This is a genomic window from Embleya sp. NPDC020630 (assembly GCF_044334985.1).
Lineage (GTDB): Bacteria > Actinomycetota > Actinomycetes > Streptomycetales > Streptomycetaceae > Embleya.
The window spans coordinates 1,166,482-1,187,790 of the sequence record NZ_JBIRUB010000002.1; the positions used below are offsets into that span (position 1 = coordinate 1,166,482).

General features: G+C 70.4%; 20 protein-coding genes. 15 read left to right on the forward strand and 5 right to left on the reverse strand.

The window, feature by feature from the left end; all coding sequences use genetic code 11:
• Complete coding sequence (locus ACH4XV_RS11200; protein WP_395788526.1) at positions 1-1,527, forward strand: sensor histidine kinase; 1,527 nt, start codon at positions 1-3, stop codon at positions 1,525-1,527.
• Between the two features lie 241 nt (positions 1,528-1,768).
• On the forward strand, positions 1,769-2,719 hold the full coding sequence (locus ACH4XV_RS11205) for an acyl-ACP desaturase (RefSeq protein WP_395788528.1): 951 nt from the start codon (positions 1,769-1,771) through the stop codon (positions 2,717-2,719).
• 109 nt (positions 2,720-2,828) lie between these two features.
• On the opposite strand, the gene ACH4XV_RS11210 is transcribed toward ACH4XV_RS11205, so the two are convergent.
• From ACH4XV_RS11210 to ACH4XV_RS11220, 3 genes are all read right to left on the reverse strand, one after another.
• Positions 2,829-4,022, reverse strand: coding sequence for an ABC transporter permease (locus tag ACH4XV_RS11210; RefSeq protein ID WP_395788530.1), 1,194 nt, complete (start codon positions 4,020-4,022; stop codon positions 2,829-2,831).
• A complete protein-coding gene (locus ACH4XV_RS11215) occupies positions 4,019-5,032 on the reverse strand; it encodes an ABC transporter ATP-binding protein (protein WP_395788532.1) in 1,014 nt (337 codons plus the stop codon). Before ACH4XV_RS11215 ends, ACH4XV_RS11210 begins: the two co-directional genes overlap by 4 nt.
• A gap of 122 nt (positions 5,033-5,154) precedes the next feature.
• Positions 5,155-5,673: a gamma carbonic anhydrase family protein gene (locus ACH4XV_RS11220; protein ID WP_395788534.1), complete on the reverse strand. Its 519-nt coding sequence runs from the start codon at positions 5,671-5,673 to the stop codon at positions 5,155-5,157.
• A 250-nt stretch (positions 5,674-5,923) separates the two neighbouring features.
• On the opposite strand from ACH4XV_RS11220, the gene ACH4XV_RS11225 reads away from it, so the two are divergent.
• Positions 5,924-6,220 carry a DUF4193 domain-containing protein gene (locus ACH4XV_RS11225; protein WP_078974949.1) on the forward strand — a complete coding sequence of 99 codons (297 nt, stop codon included), beginning with the start codon at positions 5,924-5,926 and terminating at the stop codon, positions 6,218-6,220.
• A 264-nt stretch (positions 6,221-6,484) separates the two neighbouring features.
• On the opposite strand, the gene ACH4XV_RS11230 is transcribed toward ACH4XV_RS11225, so the two are convergent.
• Complete coding sequence (locus ACH4XV_RS11230) at positions 6,485-6,934, reverse strand: DUF3093 domain-containing protein (RefSeq protein WP_379996094.1); 450 nt, start codon at positions 6,932-6,934, stop codon at positions 6,485-6,487.
• 33 nt (positions 6,935-6,967) lie between these two features.
• Complete coding sequence (locus ACH4XV_RS11235; RefSeq protein ID WP_395788536.1) at positions 6,968-7,861, reverse strand: SDR family oxidoreductase; 894 nt, start codon at positions 7,859-7,861, stop codon at positions 6,968-6,970.
• Between the two features lie 98 nt (positions 7,862-7,959).
• Here ACH4XV_RS11235 and ACH4XV_RS11240 point away from each other — a divergent pair, with 98 nt between their 5' ends.
• The 12 genes from ACH4XV_RS11240 to ACH4XV_RS11295 all read left to right on the forward strand — a co-directional run bounded on the left by ACH4XV_RS11240 (position 7,960) and on the right by ACH4XV_RS11295 (position 21,296).
• Positions 7,960-8,541, forward strand: a complete 582-nt coding sequence (locus tag ACH4XV_RS11240; RefSeq protein ID WP_395788538.1) for a PaaI family thioesterase — start codon at positions 7,960-7,962, stop codon at positions 8,539-8,541.
• Positions 8,538-9,065, forward strand: a complete 528-nt coding sequence (dut, locus tag ACH4XV_RS11245; protein ID WP_078974946.1) for a dUTP diphosphatase — start codon at positions 8,538-8,540, stop codon at positions 9,063-9,065. The genes ACH4XV_RS11240 and dut overlap by 4 nt, the downstream gene beginning before the upstream one ends.
• Before the next feature lies 1 nt (position 9,066).
• On the forward strand, positions 9,067-9,885 hold the full coding sequence (locus ACH4XV_RS11250; RefSeq protein ID WP_395788540.1) for a DUF3710 domain-containing protein: 819 nt from the start codon (positions 9,067-9,069) through the stop codon (positions 9,883-9,885).
• Between the two features lie 340 nt (positions 9,886-10,225).
• Positions 10,226-10,315, forward strand: coding sequence for a K(+)-transporting ATPase subunit F (kdpF, locus tag ACH4XV_RS11255; RefSeq protein WP_391581698.1), 90 nt, complete (start codon positions 10,226-10,228; stop codon positions 10,313-10,315).
• On the forward strand, positions 10,316-11,980 hold the full coding sequence (kdpA, locus tag ACH4XV_RS11260) for a potassium-transporting ATPase subunit KdpA (RefSeq protein ID WP_395788543.1): 1,665 nt from the start codon (positions 10,316-10,318) through the stop codon (positions 11,978-11,980).
• Positions 11,977-14,091, forward strand: a complete 2,115-nt coding sequence (kdpB, locus tag ACH4XV_RS11265) for a potassium-transporting ATPase subunit KdpB (protein WP_395788545.1) — start codon at positions 11,977-11,979, stop codon at positions 14,089-14,091. The genes kdpA and kdpB overlap by 4 nt, the downstream gene beginning before the upstream one ends.
• A 5-nt stretch (positions 14,092-14,096) precedes the next feature.
• Entirely contained in the window at positions 14,097-14,831 is a 735-nt protein-coding gene (locus ACH4XV_RS11270) for a potassium-transporting ATPase subunit C (RefSeq protein WP_379996108.1), read from the forward strand.
• A 76-nt stretch (positions 14,832-14,907) separates the two neighbouring features.
• Entirely contained in the window at positions 14,908-17,472 is a 2,565-nt protein-coding gene (locus tag ACH4XV_RS11275; protein ID WP_395788548.1) for a DUF4118 domain-containing protein, read from the forward strand.
• Complete coding sequence (locus tag ACH4XV_RS11280) at positions 17,469-18,143, forward strand: response regulator (RefSeq protein ID WP_078974940.1); 675 nt, start codon at positions 17,469-17,471, stop codon at positions 18,141-18,143. Before ACH4XV_RS11275 ends, ACH4XV_RS11280 begins: the two co-directional genes overlap by 4 nt.
• 157 nt (positions 18,144-18,300) lie before the next feature.
• Positions 18,301-18,702 carry an OB-fold nucleic acid binding domain-containing protein gene (locus tag ACH4XV_RS11285; RefSeq protein ID WP_078974939.1) on the forward strand — a complete coding sequence of 134 codons (402 nt, stop codon included), beginning with the start codon at positions 18,301-18,303 and terminating at the stop codon, positions 18,700-18,702.
• Between the two features lie 16 nt (positions 18,703-18,718).
• Positions 18,719-19,483, forward strand: coding sequence for a DUF3159 domain-containing protein (locus tag ACH4XV_RS11290; RefSeq protein ID WP_395788551.1), 765 nt, complete (start codon positions 18,719-18,721; stop codon positions 19,481-19,483).
• Positions 19,484-19,910: 427 nt separating this feature from the next.
• Positions 19,911-21,296, forward strand: a complete 1,386-nt coding sequence (locus ACH4XV_RS11295; protein WP_395788553.1) for a transcriptional regulator — start codon at positions 19,911-19,913, stop codon at positions 21,294-21,296.
• The last annotated feature ends 13 nt before the right edge of the window (positions 21,297-21,309 follow it).

The window sequence follows — 21,309 nt, forward strand, 5'->3', positions numbered from 1 at the left end:
ATGAACGACAGCTCTCGGGCCGTCCCGGCGGAAGCCGGCCCCGCCGCGACCCCGGCCGCGGCGACACCCCCCGCCCCGACGTCGGGGTCGACCGCGGCACCGGCCCCGGGCGCCTCGACCGCGCCCGCGCCCGCCTCGGCCGGGTCCGCCGCCGCGCCGCGCTCCGGACCGCCGCCGCGCCCGGGCCGGCCGCCCCAGCCGCCGCGCCCCAGCGCGCCGCCGAGCGCGCCGCCCACCAAACCGAACCGCGAGCCCGCACGCGAGGCGGGCCGCGACCCGCAGCGCCCGACCGCCGGCGGTCGGCGGCTGATCCTGGGCCGCGACGCCGACGACGCGGCGGAGATGTCGCGGCTGTCGCGGATGGCCCCCTCACAGCTTCCGGACCTGCTGCGGTCCACCATCAAGATGCGCCTGACCGCGCTCTACGGCGGCATGTTCGTGATCGCCGGGGTGCTCCTGCTCGCCACCGTCTACCTGCTGGTGCGGCAGAGCCTGAACGAGGGCCGGCTGAATCTGACCCTGGCCCCGAACACCTTGATGACCATCAACGGTGTGCCGATGACGCCCGACCAGTTCGACCAGTGGCAGAGCCTCCAGCAGATCCACCAGCGCGACGCGGCGCTGAACTCGCTGCTGCAGCAGTCGCTGCTCGCGCTGCTGCTGCTCTCGGTGATCGCCTTCGGCTTCGGCTACGTGATGGCGGGCCGGGTCCTGCGCCCGCTGGGACGGATCACCTCCATCGCCCGCGAGGTGGCCGGATCCAACCTGCACCGGCGCATCGACCTGGAGGGGCCGGACGACGAGTTCAAGGAGCTGGCCGACACCTTCGACGACATGCTCGACCGGCTGGACCGCTCGCTGGAGTCGCAGCGCAAGTTCGTCGCCAACGCCTCGCACGAGCTGCGCACACCGCTGGCGATCAACCGCACCCTCCTGGAGGTCGCGCTCGGCGACCCGGAGGCGTCGGTCGAGCTGAAACAGCTCGGCAAGACCTTGCTGGCCACCAACGAGCGCAGCGAGGGACTGATCGAGGGCCTGCTGCTGCTGGCCCGCAGCGACAACGAGCTGACCGAGCGCAAGCCGGTGGACCTGGCCGAGGTGGCCCGCCGCGCGGTGGACCAGACCGGCGCCGAGGCGGCCGAGCGCGAGGTGACCCTGCACGACGAGCTGGGTCCGGCCGTGCTCCAGGGCAATGGGGTGTTGCTGGAGCGGGTCGCGATGAACCTGATCCAAAACGCGGTGCGCTACAACCGGGCCGGCGGCACCGTCGACATCTCCACCGAGTCGGGCGCGGGGGTCGCGGTGCTGACCGTGACCAACACCGGGCCGGTGGTGCCCGCCTACGAGGTGGACAACATGTTCGAGCCGTTCCGGCGGCTGCGGACCGAGCGGATCGCCAGCGACAAGGGCGTGGGCCTGGGGTTGTCCATCGTGCGTTCGATCGTGCGTGCGCACGGCGGCTGGATCGAGGTCGAGCCCCGGGAAGAGGGCGGGCTGATGATGCGGATCGGTTTCCCGGTCGGCTGATCGCCCACTCGTCGTCACCGACTGTTTCCGGCCGGCGGCGGCCCGCTGTCGAGAGCCGCCGCGAACGCCCGTATTCGTACATGTGTACGAGAGTCGGGGATCACATTTCCGTCTGAGGGTGGAACCAACCTACGCTGTCGTAAGTTACGGGAACGTAGGGACGCGTCGTGCGGGCGATGCACAGCGTCGTCCTCCCTGTCTGCCGCTGTACGACGCCGTCTGCCTATGCACTGGAGTGCCGATGAATCTTCTCGCCGCCGCACCGACCGGCCCGCACCTGCTTCGTGAGTTGGAGCAGGTCGTCGCCGTCGAGCTCGACCGCCATCTCGCCGCGGCCAAGGAGTGGTTCCCGCACGAGTACGTGCCGTGGAGCGCGGGTCGCGACTTCGACGGCGTACTCGGCGGCGAGGCGTGGACCCCGGAGGAGTCGGGGCTCACCGACGTCGGCCGGATAGCGCTGACGCTGAACCTGCTGACCGAGGACAACCTGCCCAGCTACCACTACGAGATCGCGGCGATGTTCGGCCGCGACGGCGCGTGGGGCACGTGGGTGCACCGGTGGACGGCCGAGGAGGGCCGGCACGGCATCGCGATCCGCGACTACCTGATGGCCGCCCGTGCGGTGGACCCGGTCGCGCTGGAGCGTTCGCGGATGGAGCACATGGAGGCCGGCTACCAGGGCGACCACATGGACAATCCGCTGCACGTGATCGCCTACGTGACCTTCCAGGAGCTGGCCACCCGGGTCTCGCACCGCAACTCGGGCCGCACCTGCGGCGACCCCATCGCCGAGCAGCTGCTCGCGAAGGTGGCGACCGACGAGAACCTGCACATGGTCTTCTACCGGAACCTGCTCAGGGCCGCCTTCGAGCTCGCCCCGGACCAGGCGATGCGCGCGGTGACCGACATGGTCACCGACTTCCGGATGCCCGGATACGGCATCGGCGGCTTCGAGCGCGCGGCGGCCAAGCTCGCCGTGGGCGGCGTGTACAACCTGCCGATCCACCAGAACGACGTGCTCCTGCCGGTGCTGCGCAACCTCAAGGTGATGGAGCGCACCGACCTGGGCCCCGAGGGCGAGAAGGCCCGCGAGGAGCTCGCGGTGTTCCTGGACGGCCTGAACACCCAGGCGACCCGCTTCGAGGAGCGCCGACTGGCCGTGGAGGCCCGCAAGGCGGCCAACCGCGCCTGACCGCCACCACGACGCGCGACGGGCCCGCCGCCTCCCGATCGGAGGCGGCGGGCCCGTCGTACGCGGTTCCCGGGCCGACCCCGGCCCGACGTCGCGCGCGGTGCCCGGGTCAGCCCTTGCGGGCCGTGCCGAGGGATTCCCTGAAGCCGACCTTGCCACCCATCCGCAACACCGCGCCCTCGTACATCCGTGCCGCGAGCCGCACCAGCCCCACCAGCGCCAGCAGCGCGATCGCGAAGGCGACCAGGTTCTCCACCACCGACACCTTGTCGGCGGCGGTCAGCACCGGCTGAAGCATCGCCGAGAACGGCGGGACGTAGGCAAGCACGTGGGCGATCGTGCCGCCCTTTTGCCCGAGGAAGACGGCGGCCAGGAACGAGGCGATCAGCAGCGAGGTCATCGGCGTGATCACGTTCTGCAGATCCTCCTGGCGGGACACCCGCGCCGCCGCCGCGGCGAACATGCACGCGTAGAGCGCGTAGCCCACCACGAACCACAGCAGCACCAGTGCCACCGGGTAGATCATCGCCCCGGTCAACTCGACGCTGCCGAGCGCGGACGCCGCGGCCAACCCGACCACCGCGGTCACCAGCATCTGCAGCAGCCCGAGCAGGCCGATCCCGAGGACCTTGCCGGTCAGCAGCGCCCGGGCGGGCACGGTGGCCAACAAGATCTCCACGATCCGGCTCGACTTCTCCTCCACCACGCCACTGGCCACCCACATGCAGAAGAGCATCAACATGCCGTAGAGCACCAGGGTGCCGACGAAGGCGATGCCCTTGCGCGCGTCACGCTGGTCGGCGTCGGGATCCAGCGTGGTCTTGGGCATCGGTTGGATCGCCGACGCCTGGTTCACCGCGCCCGGGTCGATGCCGCTCGCGCTCAGCCGCAGATCGCGCTCCACCGTGGCCCAGGCGCTCTGCAGCACGGCCGCCAGCGGGTCGGACAGCTTGGAGTCCACCAGGATCCGGCCGTCGTCCACGACCGCGTCCAGTCTGCCGTCGGCCAGCGCCTTCTCCGCCGCCGCGCGGTCGGCCACCGTGCCCACGCGCACGTCCACGTCGAGCAGCGCCGCCTGGCGCTCGGCGGTCTGCGCCAGCTGCGTGCGCTGCGGGCCGAGGAAGGCCACGTCGTACTTGTCCGAGCCGCCGCCGATCGCGGCCGGAATGGCCACCGAGGCGAGCAGGATCACCAGCATGACGCCCACCGAGATCTGGAAACCCCGATCCCGGATGCGTTCGGTGAACTCGCGGCGCGCGACCAGACGCACGGCGGACCAAAACGTGCTGCCACCGGTGCTCACGCGCCGACCTCCGATTCCTCGCCGACCGCCGGGTTCGCGCCCTCGGAGCCGCCTGCCTCCGGGTTCGAGGCCGGCGGGTCGCCTGCCTCGGGGTCACCTGCCTCGGGGCCGGCGCCCTCGCCGTTGACCACCTCGCGGAAGAGTTCGGCCAGGGAGGGCGCGGCGGGCGCGAAGGCGAGCACCCGGCCCGCCGCCCGGGCCGCGTCCAGCAGCGCCTGCTCGCTCGTCCCCGGGAGCAGTTCGACCAGCACCGCGTCCTCTGCGGCCGGGCCGAGCACCCGCACGCCGGGCAGCGCGTCCGCCCAACCCGCGGGCGCCCCCGCCACGCGCACCCGATAGCGCACCGCGCGATCGTCGCCGCGCAATTCGGCCACCGTGCCCGAGGCGTGCATGCGCCCGCCGTTGATGATCCCGACCGCGTCGCAGAGCGACTCGACGAGTTCGAGCTGATGACTGGAGAAGACCACCGAGGCGCCCGCCGCCGTGCGCTCGCGCAACACGCCGGCCATCACGTCCACACCGACCGGGTCCAGGCCGGAGAACGGCTCGTCCAGGACCAGCAGCTCCGGCTCGTGCACCAGAGCGGCGGCCAGTTGCACACGCTGCTGATTGCCCAGCGACAGGGTCTCCAGGCGGTCCCCGGGAGCGCCGGTCACCCGCAGCCGGGTCAACCAGCGCGCGGCCGACGTCTGCGCCTCGGTCCGCGACATCCCGTGCAGCTCGGCCAGGTAGACCAGCTGGTCCCGGATGCGCATCTTCGGATACAGGCCGCGTTCCTCCGGCATGTATCCCCAGCGTCGTCGCACCTTCCGGTCCGCCGGCGCACCCCGCCAGCGGATCTCGCCCCGATCGGCCGCCAACACGCCCAGCGCGATGCGCATGGTCGTGGTCTTGCCCGCCCCGTTGGTGCCGACGAATCCGAACATCTGGCCTGGCTGCACGGTCAGCGAGAGGTCGTCCAGGACGACCTTCGCGCCGAACCGTTTGTCCAGGCCGGCCAACTCGAGCACGTATCTCCCCGTATGGATCCAACCCCCCGTGTCGCACTTATATACGGGTCGATCCGGGCATTCAAACCCGCGCCCGCGTGTGCGATCGGACACATCCGGTCAGCGCGGCCGGCGGCTGCGGATCAGTCCAGGCGGCGCAGGTCGCGGCGGAAACGGCGGCCGTTGTCGACGTAGCTGCGCACCGCCTCGGCGAACGCCCCGGGCTTGACCGCGTTCTCCCGGATCTTCGCCGGCACCCCGAGCGCCATCGCGTAGGACGGCACCTCGATCCGATTTCCGACCACCGCACCCGCTCCCACCAGGGCACCCGTGCGCACCACGGCCTGATGCATGACCACCGCGCCGTTGCCGACCAGGCAACGATCCTCGATCACGCAGCCCTCCAAATGCACAATGTGACCGATCACGCACTCGTCGCCCACTACCGTCGGCCACGGCGCCGTGGTGTGCAGGACGCACCCGTCCTGTACCGACGTGCGCTCGCCGATCACGATGCGGCCGTGGTCCGCGCGCAATACGGCGCCCGGCCACACCGTAGAATCCGCGCCGATCTCCACGCTGCCGATCACGACCGCGTCCGGGTGCACATACGCATCGGGGTGCACCTTGGGTACTTGATCACCCAGCGCGTAGACCGTCACGATTCCTCCTGGTTGTGCAGGGCGGTACGGGGTTACAGTGGCCCCCCATCCAACCAAGTCACCTCTTTGGGGGTTCGGTTGGGTGTCGATTGCGTAACGAGCCTTGATGTAAGGCAAAATCTGCGCTTCGGGTCGGGCACAACTCCGGCCCCTCGCGCGTTACGTGCGCTGAAGGCATCGTCCAATGAAGGTTCAGGGGCGGTGCCTGCACGACTGAGCACCGCAGATCCACCCGGAGGGGGAGAGGTACATGGCAACCGACTACGACACCCCGCGTAAGACCGACGACGACATCAACGAAGACAGCATCGAGGAGCTGAAGGCTCGGCGCGTGGACAAGTCGGCCGGTTCGGTCGACGTCGACGAGTTCGAGCAGGCCGAGTCTCTCGAGCTTCCCGGCGCGGACCTCTCCAATGAGGAGCTGTCCGTCCGGGTCGTCCCGAAGCAGGCCGACGAGTTCACCTGCTCCAGCTGCTTCCTGGTGCACCACCGCAGCCAGCTGGCCAAGGAAAAGGACGGCCAGCCGATCTGCAGCGACTGCGCCTGACCGTGTTCGGTCGAGGACGACCGGCGATGAACGGCAACCCTGCACACGCCACACGGGTACCGGCAGGAGTTGGACCGTCGACGTTCGCCGAGCGTCCTTGAACACAAGGACACGACAAGGGGCACGGGAGACACCGAAGACGCACGCATGACGTACGAAGTCGAACGTCCGCCGGCACAGGGCGGGCGTTCTTGACTGTCGGCGCCGGTCCGGATCGAGCCCCTTCGGCTCGATCGAGTCGGGCCGGGCCCGCTCGCGACCGGTTCAGGCGCGGGCGCGCAGCGCGGCCACCACGTCGACCAGACGCTGGGGGTTGCGCGAGGACAGGTAGAGGTAGGGCGTCGGATCGGCCGGGTCGACCACCTCGATCCGCGCCGCCCCGGGGATGTAGGCGCGCAGCAGCATGAACGCGCGCGGATCGGCGTTCTCCATCCGCAACGAGCGCGCCTGCTCGGGGTCGAGCGCGACGCCCGCGCCCAGCGCGCTCAGCGGCACCCGCGCGCGCCCCGCGCACACCTCGGTCTCGGTCACGGTGATCCGCGCCGAGCCGTAGGCGCTCGTGGCCCACGCGGTCAGCGCGCCCAGGACCAGAGTGAGCACGATGGTCGGCACGATCCCGAAGGCCAGGCCCACCAGCCCGCCCGAGACGGCCATGAGCACGGTCAGGGCCCACCACGAGGCCGGCACGCCGAGTCGTTCGCTGTACGCCTGCATGGCCCCAAGCCTGTCATGGGCGACCCGCGGGTCTCAGCGGGGGCCGTGCCGCCGGGTCAACCGGGCGAGGGCGCGCGTGACCCCCTCCGGGGGCGTACGCAGGCCCGTCGCCACTCCTTTGGCGTAATCCGAAAGCACGGTCGGGGCCAGCAGGTCCAGCGCCGCCCCGGCCCGGGCGTCGTTGCCCACCAGGTAGCGCGGGCGCGGCCGGGGCACGCTCAGCGCGGTGCGCACCGCGTGCGCCACCGGAGCCGGATCGGGCAGCGTCTTGGCCCGCCGCAACACCTCGTCGGCGACCTCGTAGGAGTCGTGGTACGCCGACGTCTTGCGCGGCGGCATCCGGGCCATGCTCCGCTCCCAGATGTCGGTGCCGAAGCTGCCCGGCTCGATCAGCACCACCTTGACGCCGAAACCGGCCGTCTCGATCCGCAGCGCGTTCGAGATCGCCGCCAAGCCCTGCTTGCTCGCGCAGTACCAACCCACGAAGGGTGAGGAGACCCGGCCGGAGATCGAGGAGATGTTGACGATCCGCCCGTCGCGGCGACGGCGCATCTGCGGCAGGACCAGGCGCGCGATGCGCGCGGGCGCGACCAGGTTGGTCTCCAGCTGCGCGCGGACCCCCTCGTCGTCCACGTCCTCGATCGCGCCCGGCTGGGCGATGCCGGCGTTGTTGACCACCGCCCACGGGCCGCCGTCGGTCATCTGGGCGATCTCGGTGAAGGCCCGCACCGTCGAGGTGGCGTCGGCGACGTCGAGCAGGACCGTGCGCACGCCCACCTCGGCCCGCTCGGCGCTCTCGCGCAGCCGCTCGGCCTTCTCCTCGGTCCGGGCGGTGCCGATCACGTCGAACCCGGATCCGGCCAGCTCCAAGGCCACGGCCAGGCCGATCCCACCGGTCGCCCCGGTGACGACCACACTCTTGGTCATGCGCTTCCTTCCGTCCCGCGACCCTCTCGGGCCGCGGCGCTCGAGGCCCCCGAGCCTCTGCGCAGGTGTCGGTCGGAACGACGGTAGTGTCCTTCGGCGTGAGTCGACCAACATCCCTGACCCCGCCTCCGGACGCGGTGGTGCCCCAGCCCCACCCGGACGCCCCGTCGCCCGGCACCGAGCTGGGCGAGCACTACAGCGACTGCTTCGGCTGCGGCGAGGCCGCCCCGGGCGGGCTGCGCCTTCGTACGCGCGCCGGCGAGGGCGTATCCGTGGACGCCGAGTTCACCGTCACCGCCCAACACCAAGGCGCCCCGGGCCTGGCCCACGGCGGGCTGCTGACCTGCGCGTTCGACGAGGCGCTCGGGGCGATCGGATACATGCTGCACACCACGGCGGTGACCGGGCACCTGGAGACGGACTTCCGCCGCCCGGTGCCGGTGGGCAGCACCCTGTACATCCACGCCTGGTGCGAGGCGGTGGCCGGCCGCAAGATCTACTCGCGTGCGGCGGGCCGGCTCGACGCCCCGGACGGGCCGATCGCGGTCGAGGCGGCCGCGTTGTTCGTCAGCGTCGGACTCGAGCACTTCGTCGACAATGGACGTGCGGAGGAAGTCCGGCGCGTGCTGGACAACCCCGATCTGATCAAGGCCGGCCGAGCGTTCGAGGTGAACCCGTGAGCACGAGTGTGGACGTCCTGGTGCGCCGGCTCGACCCCGAATTGCCGCTGCCCGCATACGAGCACCCCGGCGACGCCGGGGCCGACCTGGTGACCGCGCAGGACGCGGAGATCGCCCCCGGGGAGCGCGTGGTGCTGCCCACGGGCATCGCGATCGCGCTGCCCGACGGCTACGCCGCGTTCGTACACCCGCGCTCGGGACTCGCCGCGCGGTGCGGAGTATCCCTGGTGAACGCCCCGGGCACAGTCGATGCGGGATACCGTGGCGAAATCAAGGTTGTCGTGGTCAATCACGACCTGCGTACGCCGGTCGTCTTCCGACGCGGCGACCGTATCGCCCAACTCGTGATCCAACGGGTCGAGCGAGCGGGGTTCCACGAGGTCGCCGAACTGCCCGGGTCCGGGCGGGGCGAAGGCGGCTTCGGTTCCACCGGCGGGCACGCGGCGGTCGGCGTTTCGAGCGTCGGCGCGGCGGGCAGCGCGGGCATCGTGCAACACTCGGCTTCCGACAGGGAAGGACTGTGACGTGTTCGGTCGTCGCCGACGCAGCGAAAAGGATGATCTGCCCGTCGAGGAGCGCGAAGACCTCAACGAGATCATCGAGGACGAGGACGATGCCGACGAGGCGCCCGGCGCCGGAGCCGCATCGGACTCCGACGACGCGGACCTCGACGAACTGAGTCGACCGGTCCCGCCCGCGCCCCGGCCGGACGGACCGTGGGACTTCGACGAGCTCGAGGATCCGCACGAGGATCGCATCGACCTCGGCGGGATGCTCATCCCGGCCGATCCGCGAATGGAGCTGCGGGTCGAGGTCTCCAACGACATGATCATCGCGGCCACCGTGGTGCTGGAGGACAGCGGCCTGCAGCTGCAGGCGTTCGCCGCCCCGCGCAACGAGAGCATCTGGCACGAGGTGCGCGCCGAGATCGCCTCCGGCATCACCCAGCAGGGTGGCGTCGTGGACGAGCAGGACGCGGGCCTGGGCTGGGAGCTGCGCGCCCAGGTGCCGGTCCAGCTCCCCGACGGCACGCAGGGCCACCAGCTGGTCCGGTTCGTCGGCTGCGACGGCCCGCGCTGGTTCCTGCGCGGGGTGATCTCCGGCCGGGCCGCGGTGGATCCCGCCGTGGGCGCCGACCTGGAGGCCATGTTCCGCGACACCGTCGTGGTCCGCGGCAACGACCCGATGGCGCCGCGCGACCCGATCCTGCTGCGCCTGCCGGAGAACGCCCAGGTGGACCCGAACAGCGGGCTCGCGGTGCCGCAGCAGGGCGCCGAGGACAACCGCTTCGCGGGCGACCTGGACCCCTTCCAGCGCGGCCCGGAGATCACCGAGGTGCGCTAGCCCCACCGCTCGACCGCTATGCCCCGAGGACACCGAAGCCCGGTTCCGCCGAAAGGCGGGGCCGGGCTTTGTGCGTTGCGGTTCCGGGCACTCGCGAATCTTGATGTCAAGGGCGCGTCAAGAAGGCATATAAGCACGTTAGGGCGCCGCCAACGCTTTCGGTTTTACCCCTTTTATGGCGACTTTTGACGGCTTGGAACTGCTATCAATGAGCTCGCCACGGGCGATCAAGCGCCCGTCCGTTCCAAGGAGTACCCGCGATGGCTGATCTGGCCTTCGTTTGCCTGACGATCGCGTTCTTCGCGCTGGTCGTCGTGATCGCCAAGGGGGTGGCGAAGCTGTGAACGCAGACGGCATCGTCGGCCTGAGCGTCGCCATCGCCCTGCTCGGCTACCTGGTCCTGGCCCTGATCTTCCCCGAGAGGTTCTAGGTGAGCGTCACGCTCGCGGGGATACTCCAGCTGTCCCTGCTGATAGGCGTCCTGGCCGCGGTACATCGCCCCTTCGGCGACTACATGGCCCGCGTGTACTCCAGTGACAAACACCTGCGCGGCGAGCGCGTCCTGTACAAGCTGATCGGCGCCGATCCGAACGCCGAACAGCGCTGGACCGTCTACCTGCGCAGCGTGCTCGGCTTCTCCATGTTCTCGCTGCTCGGGCTCTACGCCCTGCAGCGGTTCCAGGACCACCTGCCGTTCGACCTCGGGATGAAGCCGATCACGCCGGACCAGGCGTTCAACACCGCGGCGTCGTTCACGGCGAACACGAACTGGCAGTCGTACTCCGGTGAGACCGCCATGGGCCACACGGTCCAGATGGTCGGCCTGACCGTGCAGAACTTCGTGTCGGCCGCCGTGGGCATGGCCGTGGCGATCGCGCTGGTGCGCGGGTTCGTGCGGGTCCGCTCGGGTGAGATCGGCAACTTCTGGGTCGACCTGATCCGCGGTTCGATCCGGATCCTGCTGCCCATCGCGATCATCGGCACGATCGTGCTCGTCGCGTCCGGCACGATCCAAAACCTCTCCGACCCGCACACCGTGCAGACGTTGTCGGGCGGGTCGCAGACCATCCCCGGTGGTCCGGTGGCCTCGCAGGAGGTGATCAAGGAGCTGGGCACCAACGGTGGCGGCTTCTTCAACGCCAACTCGGCGCACCCGTTCGAGAACCCGAACGCCTTCACCAACCTGTTCGAGATCTTCCTGATCCTGGTCATCCCGTTCTCCATGCCGCGCACCTTCGGCCGGCTCGTGGGCAACCTCAAGCAGGGCTACGCGATCCTCGCCGCGATGTTCGTGATCTGGTTCGTCGCGGTCTGCCTGATGTGGTGGACCGAGGCGCACGGCAACGGCGCCGCGCCGGAACTGGCCGGCGGCGCGATGGAGGGCAAGGAACAGCGGTTCGGCATCCCCGGCTCGTCGGTCTTCGCGGTCTCCACCACGATGACCTCCACCGGCGCGGTCAACTCGTTCCACTCCTCGTTCACCGGCCTCGGCGGCGGCATCACCATGCTGGGCATGATGCTCGGCGAGATCACGCCGGGCGGCGTCGGCTCGGGTCTGTACGGGATCCTGATCATGGCGATCCTGGCGGTCTTCGTGGCCGGTCTGATGGTCGGCCGCACGCCCGAATACCTGGGCAAGAAGATCGGCGCCGGCGAGATGAAGCTGGTCGCGATGTACATCCTCGTGGTGCCGGCGACCATCCTGACCTTCACCGGCATCGCCATCGCGCTGCCCGGCGAACAGGCGGCGATCCTCAACTCCGACTCGCCACACGGCATCTCGGAGGTGCTGTACGCGTTCACCTCGGGGGCGAACAACAACGGCAGCGCGTTCGCCGGGCTCGGCGCGAACACCGAGTTCTACAACACGATGATCGGGTTGGCCATGCTGATCGGCCGGTTCGTGCCGATCGCGCTGGTCCTGGCCCTGGCCGGTCGACTCGCCGAACAAAAGAGCGTCCCCGACACCGCGGGCACCCTGCAGACGCACAAGCCCCTGTTCGTGGGCCAGCTCGTCGGCGTGATCCTGATCATCACCGGCCTCACCTTCTTCCCCGCCCTGGCTCTCGGGCCGCTTGCCGAGGGATTGGCATGACAGACACCGCAATACGCCCCACCGAGGAACACGTCGATGCCCCCGCCGGCCCCGGCCGGGTCTCGGCAGGCCTGTTCGAACCCCGTCAACTGCTGAAGTCGCTGCCCGGCGCGCTGCGCAAGCTCGACCCCCGGATCATGGTCCGCACCCCGGTCATGTTCGTGGTCGAGATCGGCTCGGTGATCACCACCGTCATGGCGATCAAGGACCCGAGCACCTTCGCCTGGCTGGTCGCCGTCTGGCTGTGGCTGACCGTGGTGTTCGCCAACCTGGCCGAGGCGGTCGCCGAAGGACGCGGCAAGGCGCAGGCGGACACGCTGCGCAAGGCCAAGACCGACACGGTCGCCCGCCGCCTGGTCGACGGCCGCGAGGAGAAGGTCGCGGCCACCGCGTTGGCCATCGGCGACCTGGTGGTCTGCGAGGCCGGCGACATCATCCCCGGTGACGGCGACGTCGTCGACGGGGTCGCGAGTGTGGACGAGTCGGCGATCACCGGCGAGTCCGCGCCGGTGATCCGCGAATCGGGCGGGGACCGCTCGGCGGTCACCGGCGGCACGAAGGTGCTGTCGGACCGGATCGTCGTCAAGATCACCACCGAGCCCGGCAAGACCTTCATCGACCGGATGATCGCCCTCGTCGAGGGTGCCGCCCGGCAGAAGACGCCGAACGAGATCGCGCTCAACATCCTGCTCGCCTCGCTGACGATCATCTTCCTGTTCGCGGTCGTCACGCTGCAGCCGATGGCGATGTACGCGCACGCCGAGCAGTCGATGATCATCCTCGTCGCGCTGCTGATCTGCCTGATCCCGACCACCATCGGGGCGCTGCTGTCGGCGATCGGCATCGCCGGCATGGACCGGCTGGTGCAGCGCAACGTGCTGGCCATGTCGGGGCGCGCCGTGGAGGCGGCGGGCGACGTGTCGACGCTGCTGCTCGACAAGACCGGCACGATCACGCTGGGCAACCGGCAGGCGTCGGAGTTCGTCCCCGTGGACGGGGTCGAGGAGGCGGAACTGGCCGACGCGGCGCAACTGTCCTCGCTCGCCGACGAGACGCCCGAGGGCCGCTCGATCGTGGTGCTGGCCAAGGAACGGTACGGGCTGCGCGAGCGGCACCAGGGCGAACTCGCCCACGCCGAGTGGGTCGCCTTCACCGCGCAGACCCGGATGTCGGGTGTCGACCTGAGCGACGAGCGCGGCGTGCGCATGGTCCGCAAGGGCGCCGCCTCCGCGATCAACGCCTGGGTGTCCGAGCGCGGCGGCACCGTCCCCGCCCGGTCCGGCGAACTGGTCGACGCCATCTCCGCCGCCGGCGGCACCCCGCTCCTGGTCGCGGTCGAGGACACCGAGGGCGCCCGGATCCTGGGCGTCATCCACCTCAAGGACGTGGTCAAGGAGGGCATGCGGGAGCGGTTCGACGAGCTGCGCCGCATGGGCATCCGCACGGTGATGATCACTGGCGACAACCCGCTGACCGCCAAGGCGATCGCGGACGAGGCGGGCGTGGACGACTTCCTCGCCGAGGCCACCCCCGAGGACAAGCTCGCGCTGATCAAGCGCGAGCAGGCGGGCGGCAAGCTGGTCGCGATGACCGGCGACGGCACCAACGACGCCCCGGCGCTGGCCCAGGCCGACGTCGGCGTGGCGATGAACACCGGCACGTCGGCGGCCAAAGAGGCCGGGAACATGGTCGACCTCGACTCGAACCCGACCAAGCTGATCGAGATCGTGGAGATCGGCAAGCAGTTGCTGATCACGCGCGGCGCGCTGACCACCTTCTCCATCGCCAACGACGTCGCGAAGTACTTCGCGATCATCCCGGCCATGTTCGCGAGCATCAAGGGCGCCGAGGCCCTGGGCCCGCTGGACAAGCTCAACATCATGCAGCTCGCCACCCCCGAGTCGGCGATCATCTCGGCGGTGATCTTCAACGCCTTGATCATCGTCGCCCTGATCCCGCTCGCGCTGCGCGGTGTGCGCTATCGGCCGATGTCGGCCGACAAGCTGCTCGCCCGCAACCTGCGGATCTACGGCCTCGGCGGCCTGATCGCCCCGTTCGTCGGGATCAAGATCATCGACCTGCTCGTCTCGCTCATCCCCGGAATCGGTTGATTCAGATGGCCACCAACTTCAGTACCCGCATCCGCGTCCTGGGCGCGGCCCTGCGCGCCTTCCTCGTCCTCACCGTGCTCCTGGGCATCCTGTATCCGCTGTCGATGACCGGGATCGCCCAGGCGCTGTTCAAGGACAACGCCGACGGCTCGATGGTCAGCGTCAACGGCAAGGACGTCGGCTCCAGCCTGATCGGCCAGTCCTTCGACCTCGTCGACGCCCAGGGCAACCCGCGCAAGTTCGACGCGGACGGCCGCGAGGTGCTGGCGACGGCGGACGGCGCCGGATACACCTACCTCCAAGGCGGCGGCGCGCTGACCGCCGAGCAGGCGGCGGGCGTCGGTACGCTGCCCGACCCGAAGTGGTTCCAGCCGCGTCCGTCGGCCGCGAACTACGACGGCCTCGGCTCGGGCGCGTCCAACTACGGCCCCGAGAACCCGACCTTCGTCAAGCTCGTCGCCGACCGCAAGGCACAGGTGGCCAAGTTCAACGGCGTCGGCGAGGACCGGGTCCCCGTGGACGCGGTCACCGCGAGCGGATCCGGCCTGGACCCGCACATCTCCAGGGCGTACGCGCTGATCCAGGTCGAGCGGGTGGCCAAGGAGCGCGGCAACCTGGACGTTGCCAAGGTGCGCGCGCTGGTCGACAAGCACGAGGACGGACGTAACATCGGCTTCCTCGGCCAGGAGCGGGTGAACGTGCTGGAGCTCAACATCGCCCTCGCCAAGCTCGCCCGCTGACGGGGCGGTCACGATGTTCGCGGGTCGGAGCGTGCCGGTGTCGGCACCCTCCGACCCGAGACAGAGAATGGATGTCATGGCACGCGGCAAGCTCCGGATCTATCTCGGTGCGGCGCCCGGCGTCGGCAAGACCTACGCGATGTTGGGCGAGGGGCAGCGTCGGCGCAGGCGCGGCAGCGACGTCGTGGTTGGTTTCGTGGAATGCCACGGCCGACCCAGCACCGAGGAGGCACTTCAGGGTCTGGAGGTGGTCCCCCGGCGGGACATGGTCCACCGAGGCGGCTCGTTCACCGAGATGGACGTGGACGCGGTGATCACCCGGCGGCCGAAAATCGCCCTCGTCGACGAACTCGCGCACACCAACGTGCCCGGTTCGCGCAACGAGAAGCGCTGGCAGGACATCGAGGAAATCCTCGACGCGGGGATCGACGTGATCTCCACGGTCAACGTGCAGCACCTCGAATCGCTCAACGACGTGGTCGAGTCGATCACGGGCGTGCCCCAGCGCGAGACCGTGCCCGACGAGGTGGTCCGCCGGGCCGACCAGATCGAACTGGTCGACATGGCGCCGGAGGCACTGCGCCGGCGAATGGCACACGGCAACGTGTACGCGCCGGAGAAGGTCGACGCGGCGCTGTCCAACTACTTCCGGGTCGGCAACCTGACCGCGCTGCGCGAGTTGGCGCTGCTGTGGACCGCGGACCGGGTGGACGAATACCTCCAGCAGTACCGCAGCGAACACCAGATCGACGCGACCTGGCCGGCGCGCGAGCGCATCGTGGTCGGCCTGACCGGCGGCCCCGAGGGCGAGACGCTGCTGCGTCGCGCCGCACGGATCGCCACCCGCGGCTCCGGCGGCGAACTGCTCGCCGTCTACGTCTCGCGCAGCGACGGCCTCACCGGCGCCTCCCCGGAGGCGCTGGCCCGACAGCGTGCGCTGGTCGAGTCGCTCGGCGGCACCTTCCACTCGGTGGTCGGCGAGAACGTGCCCACCGCGCTGCTGTCCTTCGCGCGCGGCGTCAACGCGACGCAGATCGTGCTCGGCAGCAGCCGGCGCAAACCCTGGCAGTACCTGTTCGGCCCCGGCGTGGGCGCCACCGTCGCCGCGCAGTCCGGCGACATCGACACGCACATCGTCACCCACGAACACGCGGGCGTGGGGCGGGTGCTGCGCCCGCTGCGCTCACCCCTGGGGCGCGGCAGGCGGATCGCGTCGTGGGCGGTGACGGTGATCGGGCCGGTCGCGCTCACCTTCGTCCTGGACGCGACGCGCGGCAGCCACGGGTTGTCCACCGAGATGTTGCTGTTCCTGACGGTCACCGTCGCGGTCGCCCTCATCGGCGGCCTGTGGGCCTCGATCCTGACCGCCGTGGTGTCCTCGGTCCTGCTCAACTACTACTTCACGCCGCCGCTGCACAACCTGACCATCGCCGACCCGGAGAACATGCTCGCGCTCGGCATCTTCGTGCTGGTCGCGCTGTCGGTGGCCTCGGTGGTGGACCTCGCGGCCAGGCGTACCCACCAGGCCGCGCGCAGCCAGGCCGAGGCACAGACCCTGAGCTTTCTGGCGGGCAGCGTGCTGCGCGGCGAGCAGGCGCTGCCGGCGCTGCTCGACCGGGTGCGCGAGACGTTCGGGATGGAGTCGGTCGCGCTGCTCCAACGCGAGGAACACCGCAGCCCGTGGTCGTGCGTCGGCAGCGTGGGACCGCATCCCGCGATCAGGCCCGACGACGCCGACGTGGACGTGCCGGTGTCCGACTCGCTCGCGCTCGCCCTGTCCGGGCGGGTGTTGCCGGCCGAGGACCGGCGGGTGCTCGGGGCGTTCGCGGCGCAGGCCGCGGTGGTCCTGGAGCGCCGGAAGCTGGTCGCGGAGGCGGCGCAGGCGCGGCAGCTCAAGGAGGGCAACCGGATCCGCACCGCGCTGCTCGCCGCCGTCTCCCACGACCTGCGCACCCCGCTGGCCACGATCAAGGCGAGCGTGTCCAGCCTGCGGGCCGAGGACGTGAGCTGGTCGGAGGAGGACGAGGCGGAGCTGCTCGCGGCGATCGAGTTCGGCGCCGATCGGCTGGACACGCTGATCGGCAACCTGCTCGACATGAGCCGGTTGCAGACGGGTACGGTCACCCCGCTGATGGGCGATGTCGGTCTGGACGAGGTGGTACCGGGCGCGCTGGCCGGGGTGGCCGAGGAGCGGGTGGCGCTGGACATCCCCGAGACGCTGCCGGCGGTGTGCGCGGACGCGGGGCTGTTGGAGCGGGTACTGGCCAACGTGATCGAGAACGCGGTCAAGCACAACCCGCCGGGCCGCCGGGTACACGTGTCGGCCGGCGCGCTCAGGGACCGGGTCGAACTGCGGGTGGCCGACCGCGGCCCAGGGGTGCCGGACGAGTCGAAGGGGCGGATCTTCGAACCGTTCCAACGCCTGGGCGACGCGCCGAAGGGCAACGGGGTCGGGCTCGGGCTCGCGGTCGCCCGCGGCTTCGCGGAGGCCATGGACGGCACACTGACCGCGGAGGACACCCCCGGTGGCGGCTTGACGATGGTGCTGGCGCTGCGCACGGCCGGATCGCCGGCCGGCGGCGCGGTCGCGGGATCCACCCCCGCGGCCGAGGAACGAACCACTTGGGAGGAACAACGATGACACGGGTCCTGGTCGTCGACGACGAGCCGCAGATCGTGCGGGCCCTGGCCATCAACCTCAAGGCCCGCGGCTACGACGTGGACACCGCGGGCGACGGTACGGCGGCGCTGACCGCCGCCGCGGACCGGCATCCGGACGTGGTGCTGCTGGACCTGGGGCTGCCGGACATCGACGGGGTCGAGGTGATCAAGGGTCTGCGCGGGTGGACCAGGATCCCGATCATCGTGCTGTCCGCGCGGCACGCCTCGGCCGAGAAGGTCGCGGCCCTGGACGCGGGCGCGGACGACTATGTGACGAAGCCCTTCGGGATGGACGAGCTGCTGGCCCGGCTGCGGGCGGCGGTGCGGCGCGCGGTGCCGGAGGAGGAGGCGCCGGTCGTGGTCACCGACTCCTTCACGGTGGACCTCGCGGCCAAGCGGGTCTCGCGCGACGGCGCGGACGTGCGACTGACGCCGACCGAGTGGCATCTGCTGGAGGTGCTGGTCCGGCACGCGGGCCGGCTGGTCAGCCAGCGGGCGCTGTTGCAGGAGGTGTGGGGGCCGCAGTACGGGACGGAGACGAACTATCTGCGGGTCTACATGGCGCAGCTGCGGCGCAAGCTGGAGCACGACCCGTCGCACCCCAGGCATCTGCTGACCGAGCCCGGGATGGGCTATCGGTTCGAGGGTTAGGGTCGCGCGTCGCCCGGCGCGGTGCGGTTCGTGGACCTCGGGCGCGACGCGGCGGCGCGGTCCGGGGCCGGTGGTGTCGGTCGGGCCGTGGGGGCCGATGGTGGGTGGGAGGTTTCGGACCTCGGAGGGCCGTGGGATAGGCGGTACCCTTGCCGGCATGAGTGGTAGCGCAGCCGGCGTGGAGCGTAGATCCGGGCGATTGCGGCGGATGTTGGATCGATGGACGTCGACCCACGAGGAGTTGCACGCCGAGGAGCTGCTGCACGACACCCAGCGGCTCGGCTGCACGAAGATCGTGGACGTGGTCGAGCGGGATCTGATCACGGTCGGCGGCACGCTGCGCACGGTGACCTTCCGGCCGAGGGCGGGCGTACCCGCGCTCGAGGCGGAGATCTACGACGGATCGGGCGCGTTGTCGGTGGTCTGGTTGGGTCGGCGGCGAATAGCCGGGATCGAGCCGGGGCGGCAGCTGGTCGCCCACGGTCGGGTCAGCACCACTCAGGGGCGGCCCGTTCTGTTCAACCCCAGGTATGAACTGCGCCCCGTCGGCCGAGAGTGAACGAGTGACCGCCTCCATGGATAAACCCGCTTCCGACGTGCCCGGCGACCGCCCGGCCCCCACCGACAGCGCGGCCTCGATGATCGCCGCCTTCGGCGGTGTGCGGGGCATGATCGACATGACCGTGCCGGGGCTGGTCTTCGTGATCGCCTACACGATCAGTCGGTCCACCTGGACGGCGGCGATGACCGCCGGTGGTGTCGCACTGGTGTTCGCGGTGGTGCGGATCATCCGCCGGGAGACCCTGCAGCACGCGCTCGGCGGCTTCCTGGGCGTCGCGCTGGCCGGCTGGATCGCGGTGAAGTCCGGCAAGGCGGAGAACTTCTACGCGTTCGGGATGTTGTTGTCGGGCGGCTACGCGCTCGCCTACCTGATCTCGATCCTGGTCCGCTGGCCGATCATCGGCGTCGTGCTCGGCCCGATGCTGGGCGAGAACTTCACCTGGCGGCGGATCCCGGCCCGCTACGCGGCGTACCGCAAGGCCACCTGGGTCTGGTTCGTCATGTTCGTGCTGCGCATCGTGATCCAGATCCCGATCTACTGGACGGGCAACGTCACGGCTCTGGGCATCGCGAAGGTCGCGCTGGGTGTGCCGCCGTTCCTGGTGGCCTGCTACATCACCTGGCTGATCATGTCCAAGGCTCCGGCGCCGGTGAAGGTCGCCGACGAGGAGGACGAGGACGAGGGTGCGGAGGGGGAGCGCGCCGCCGGCGTGGAGTCGGGCGCGGCTGCGGTGGTGGAGCAGCGCGACGAGCGGCGGGAAGACCGCGTCGCGGACTGAGCGGGGGCCGGGCGGGACGAGCCCGGAGGGGGCGGGTCCGGCATTCGTTCGGGCTCGCCGTTTCGGCTTGGCGCGCCCGTATGGCTCGCTTTTCGGCCTGGCGCGCTCGTATTTTCGGCTTGTGGTTCCGGCTCGTTTTTCCGGACCGCGTTTTCGGCTTGTGGCTCGACGGGCGTCGCGGCGTGCGTGCTGATTTCCGCTTCGACCCCGGTTCCCGCTTCGATTCCGGTTACCGTTGTCCGGCTGTCGGAGTTTATTATCGGAAGATTTGCCGAATTGGTCGCTTGAGTGATCATTCCTGTCGAGAACTCCGGTCGATTCCAGAGAATTTGGACCAACTGCGGTCGAATCAGTCATTACCGCATGATCCCGTAACTGTGCGATTAGCGTCCCGTTAGACCTCCAGTGGACGAAGGAGGCGGGGACGGTGGCCGGAAACGGTGACCTCATCGCATTGGTGACACAAGCCGGTCTCTCCCGGCGCGAACTGGCCCGCTGGGTCAACGTGGTGGCCGAGCGCCGCGGGCTGCACCTCGGGTGCAGCCACACCTCGGTGGCCCGATGGCTCGAAGGCGCGCAGCCGCGGTGGCCGATTCCCGAGCTGTTGGCGGAGGCCCTGGGCCGACGTCTGGGCTGCGAACTGACCGTCGCGGACCTCGGCTTGCGTGATCGGCGACCACCGACCCCCGACTCCTTCGACGGGCTGATCGTCGCCCGGACCGCGGCCGAAGTCAGACACGCCGTGGCCGAATTGTCGGAGAGAGACATGAACCGCCGTACTTTCCTGGCCAACACGACCTTCGGCGCCGGGGCGTTCGCCGCTCCCGCGTTGTTCTGGTCGACCGCATCCAGGGCCGAGGGCGAGCCCGAGCAGCTTGCCTCGCACGGCCCCACCACGGTGCGTGACGCAGACGTACAACGCATCCACCAGACCGTCCTGGCGTTTCGCCGACTCGACCGCGCCCAGGGCGGCGGGGATTTGCGGGACACCGTGGTCCACCACCTCAACGGCGTCGCGCGGACCAAGCTGGCCGGCTCCTACGGCGACGAGGTGGGCCGCAGACTGTTCCGGGCGGTGGCCGAACTCACCGAGTTGGCGGGGTGGTTGTCGTTCGATTCCGGCCGGCACGCGCTCGCCCAGCGCTATCACATCCAGGCGCTGCGGCTGGCCCAGGCGGCCGACGACCCGGCGTACGGGGCGTACGTGATGGCCAACATGGCCTGCCAGGCGGTGTATCTGGGCCACGGGTGGGAGGCGGTCCAGCTGGCCCGGGCCGCCGAGCAGGGCGGCGGGAGCCGGCTGGGCCCGCGGGCGCGCGCGATCGTGGCCTCGATGGAGGCGCGGGGCTACGCGGCGCTGGGCGACCGGCGCGCGTGCGAGCGGGCGATGGGGACGGCCGAACGGCATCTGGACGCGGCGAACGCGGTCGAGGACGACCCGTCGTGGTGCAACTACTTCGACGAGTCCGAGTTGCAGCACGAGTTCGCGCACAGCCACCGCGACCTCGGCCTGCCGGACAAGATCCACGGCTTCGCGGGCGCGTCGATGAAGCTGCGCCGGGCCGGCGCGTCCCGTCGGTGTGCGCAGGACACCACGTTCATGGCCGCGGCGCACCTGGCCCAGGGCGATCTCGACGCGGCGTGCGCCAAGGCCGGCGAGGCGCTGCGGATCACGGGCAACCTGTCGTCCGCCCAGTGCAACGACTTCCTGGCGGACTTCCGCAGGCGGCTGCGCCCGTACGCGAAGGAACCGATCGCGCGTGCGTTCAACGAGGAGGCGGACCACATCCTCGGCGACCTGGTCGCTGCCTGAACCCTGTCGGGCC

Excerpts from the sequence above, each read along its gene's own strand:
- ACH4XV_RS11200 (WP_395788526.1), top strand. The coding sequence starts at position 1 with ATGAACGACAGCTCTCGGGCCGTCCCGGCGGAAGCCGGCCCCGCCGCG.
- ACH4XV_RS11205 (WP_395788528.1), top strand. The coding sequence starts at position 1,769 with ATGAATCTTCTCGCCGCCGCACCGACCGGCCCGCACCTGCTTCGTGAG.
- ACH4XV_RS11225 (WP_078974949.1), top strand. The coding sequence starts at position 5,924 with ATGGCAACCGACTACGACACCCCGCGTAAGACCGACGACGACATCAAC.
- ACH4XV_RS11230 (WP_379996094.1), bottom strand. The coding sequence starts at position 6,934 with ATGCAGGCGTACAGCGAACGACTCGGCGTGCCGGCCTCGTGGTGGGCC.
- ACH4XV_RS11235 (WP_395788536.1), bottom strand. The coding sequence starts at position 7,861 with ATGACCAAGAGTGTGGTCGTCACCGGGGCGACCGGTGGGATCGGCCTG.
- kdpB (WP_395788545.1), top strand. The coding sequence starts at position 11,977 with ATGACAGACACCGCAATACGCCCCACCGAGGAACACGTCGATGCCCCC.
- ACH4XV_RS11270 (WP_379996108.1), top strand. The coding sequence starts at position 14,097 with ATGGCCACCAACTTCAGTACCCGCATCCGCGTCCTGGGCGCGGCCCTG.
- ACH4XV_RS11275 (WP_395788548.1), top strand. The coding sequence starts at position 14,908 with ATGGCACGCGGCAAGCTCCGGATCTATCTCGGTGCGGCGCCCGGCGTC.
- ACH4XV_RS11280 (WP_078974940.1), top strand. The coding sequence starts at position 17,469 with ATGACACGGGTCCTGGTCGTCGACGACGAGCCGCAGATCGTGCGGGCC.
- ACH4XV_RS11285 (WP_078974939.1), top strand. The coding sequence starts at position 18,301 with ATGAGTGGTAGCGCAGCCGGCGTGGAGCGTAGATCCGGGCGATTGCGG.
- ACH4XV_RS11290 (WP_395788551.1), top strand. The coding sequence starts at position 18,719 with ATGGATAAACCCGCTTCCGACGTGCCCGGCGACCGCCCGGCCCCCACC.